Origin of the sequence: Hydrogenophaga sp. 70-12, assembly GCF_001897365.1 — a bacterium.
GTDB lineage: Bacteria > Pseudomonadota > Gammaproteobacteria > Burkholderiales > Burkholderiaceae_C > Hydrogenophaga > Hydrogenophaga borbori.
The window spans coordinates 1-2,834 of record NZ_MKSS01000125.1 but is presented as its reverse complement, the minus strand read 5'-3'; the positions used below and the strand labels follow the sequence as shown (position 1 = coordinate 2,834).

4 protein-coding genes are annotated in these 2,834 nt (G+C 73.3%); all 4 read left to right on the top strand.

Annotated elements, in window-relative coordinates:
* Positions 1–19: 19 nt before the first annotated feature.
* Positions 20–139 carry a winged helix-turn-helix domain-containing protein gene (locus tag BGO22_RS07875; protein WP_502686443.1) on the top strand — a complete coding sequence of 40 codons (120 nt, stop codon included), beginning with the start codon at positions 20–22 and terminating at the stop codon, positions 137–139.
* Positions 136–1,488 carry a sensor histidine kinase gene (locus BGO22_RS07870; RefSeq protein WP_070397594.1) on the top strand — a complete coding sequence of 451 codons (1,353 nt, stop codon included), beginning with the start codon at positions 136–138 and terminating at the stop codon, positions 1,486–1,488. The genes BGO22_RS07875 and BGO22_RS07870 overlap by 4 nt, the downstream gene beginning before the upstream one ends.
* A 53-nt stretch (positions 1,489–1,541) precedes the next feature.
* Positions 1,542–2,474, top strand: a complete 933-nt coding sequence (locus BGO22_RS07865) for a LysR family transcriptional regulator (protein ID WP_070397593.1) — start codon at positions 1,542–1,544, stop codon at positions 2,472–2,474.
* 16 nt (positions 2,475–2,490) lie between these two features.
* The coding region (locus BGO22_RS07860) for an SDR family NAD(P)-dependent oxidoreductase (protein ID WP_286849932.1) at positions 2,491–2,834 on the top strand (344 nt) is incomplete at its 3' end.

Below are 2,834 nucleotides of genomic sequence, written 5' to 3'. Positions count from 1 at the left end.
GTACTCCTGGCAGGACGAGGTGCTCAGCAACGCCGTCGAGGTGCACCTGCACCACCTGCGCCGCAAGCTCGGCCCGGCCTGGGTGCGCAACGTGCGCGGCGTGGGCTACAAGCTGGTCGAACCGGTCGACCCCCAATGAGGTCCCTGCGCCAGCGGCTGCTGCTGTGGCAGATCGGCGCGCTGGTGGCCGCCGCCGCGCTGGAAGGCCTCATCACCTACCAGCTGGCCTGGGACGGCTTCAACCGCTCCCGCGACAGCGTGCTGCAATCGATCGCCTACTCGGTGGTCCGCCACGGTCTGCGGCCGCCACCAGGCGCCGCCAGCCCGTCCCCGCCGGCGCCGACCACCGCCCCGGACACGCCCGAGGGCCCGGCTCAGGACCTGGGCCACTTCACCACGCAGATCTGGACCGCCCAGGGCCGGCTGGTCTACAGCTCGGTGGTCGGGGGCGGGCCGCCGCTGCAGGCCCCGGGGCTGAGCGTGGCGAGCTGGAACGGCGAGGACTGGCGGGTCTACACCCTGGCCGAACGCGACCAGATCGTGCAGGTGGCCGTCACCAACGCCGATCGGCTGGCGCGCTTCGGCGAGCTCCTGCCCGGCCTGCTCGCGCCGCTGGGCGTCCTGGTGCTGGTGATGTGGCTGCTGATGCAAGCCGCCGTGAACAAGGCCCTGGCGCCGCTGAACGCCTGGGGCCGCGACCTGCGCCGCCGTGAGGGCGGCGAGCTGCACGCCGTGGGCACCGCGGCGCTGCCCGAGGAACTGGTGCCGCTGGGCGATGCGCTCAACCAACTGCTGGCGCGCGTCGAGGCCCTGCTGGGCAGCCAGCGCGCGCTGCTGGCCGACGCGGCGCACGAGCTCAACACGCCCCTGGCCGCGGTGAAGCTGCAGGCCCAGCTGGCGCGGCGCAGCGGCGAGGCCACGCGCACGGCGGCGCTCGACGAGCTCGACCGCGGCATCGAACGCGCCACCCACCTGGTGGCGCAGCTGCTGCAGATGGCCCGGCTGGAGCCCGGTGTGCGCGAGCGCGAGCCGCGCCCGCTGCGCCTGGACATCCTGGCGGCCGGGGTGGTGGCCGCCTTCTCGGCGCGCGCCGACCAGCGCGGCATCGACCTGGGCCTGGCGCCCAGCGACGCCGCCTGGGTGGCCGGCGACGAGGAAGACCTGCGCGTGCTGCTGAACAACCTGGTGGACAACGCGCTGCGCCACGCCCCCCACGGCGGGCGCGTGGACGTGCAGGCGCGCACCGAGGGCGGGCGCGTGCGGCTGACGGTGGACGACAACGGCCCAGGCATCCCCGAGGCCGACCGCGAGCGGGCGACGCGCCGCTTCGTGCGCCTGGACGGCTCCACAGCCCCGGGCAGCGGCCTGGGCCTGTCCATCGTCGCGCGCGTCGTGGCGCAGCACGGCGGCGCGCTCACCCTCGCCGAGCGCGAGGGCGGCGGCCTGAGCGTGCGCGTCGAGCTGCCCGCCGCGCCCGAGTCGCGCTAAACTGTTTCCGTTTTCGCAACAATTAGAGGCCTGCACGGCCAGACAACGATCCCATGGACCGATTGCATTCCATGCGCGCTTTCCAGCGAGTGGTGGACGAAGGCGGCTTTGCGGCCGCCGCGCGCGCGCTGGACCTCTCCCCCGCCGTCGTCACGCGCCTGGTGGCCGACCTCGAGGAACACCTGGGCACCCGCCTGCTGCACCGGACCACGCGCCGCGTCTCGCTCACCGAGGCCGGCGAGGTCTACCTGGAGCGCGTGCGCCAGATCCTGCTCGACCTGGAAGAGGCCAGTGCGCTCGTGAGCTCGCAAACGCAAGAGCTGGCCGGCGTGCTGCGCGTGCTGGCGCCGCCCGTGCTGGCCATGCACGTGCTCGCGCCCATGCTCGCGGGCTTTCGCCAGGCCTACCCCAAGATCCGGCTCGACATCGAGGTGGAGTCCCACCGCGAGCCGCCGGTGGAGGACTACGACATCACCCTCATCGGCGCCGACGCCAGCTTCGACGCCAACGTCATCGCGCGCAAGGTGGTCAGCACCGAGGGCATCCTGCTGGCCTCGCCCGCCTACCTGGCGCGGCGCGGCCATCCCCAGCGCCCGGAAGACCTGGCGCAGCACGACCTGCTGCGGCTCAAGCCGGCCGCGGGGCGCTCGCGCAAATGGCGCCTGCTCAACGCCAACGAGAGCGACCGCGTGGTGGAGGTGGATGCCCAGCCCGTGGTCTGGGCCAACCACAACGACACCCTGATCCACGCCGCGCTGGACGGCGCGGGCATCACCGCCACCTCGGTGGAACTGGCCGCGCCGCTGCTGGCCGACGGCGACCTGGTGCGCGTGCTCAGCCCCTGGATCACCAACCGCCTGACCATGTACGCCGCCCTGCCCAGCCGCAAGTTCGTGCCGCGGCGCACGCAGGTTTTCCTCGACCACCTCATCGAACAGACGCGCGCGCGCGTCGACCAGGCCCTGGCCACCTGCATGGCCTGCTGATGACGGAGACACCGCCATGACCGTCCCGAACGCCATCCATTTCGGCCACCACGACCGCGTCGTCATCGTCACCGGCGGCGCCCAGGGCATCGGCGCGGCCTGCGCGCGCCGCTTCGCGCGCGAAGGCGCGCGGGTGTTCATCGCCGACGTGGCGCGCGCGCCCGGCGAAGCGCTGGCGAGCGAACTCAACGGGCGCTTCGTCGCCTGCGACGTGGGCGACAAGGCGCAGGTGGACGCGCTGGTGGCCCAGGTGCTCGACGAGGCCGGCCGCATCGACGTGCTGGTGAACAACGCCGGCGTCTTCAAGGCGGCCGACTTCCTGGAGATCAGCGAGGCCGACTTCGACGCCGTGCTGCGGAT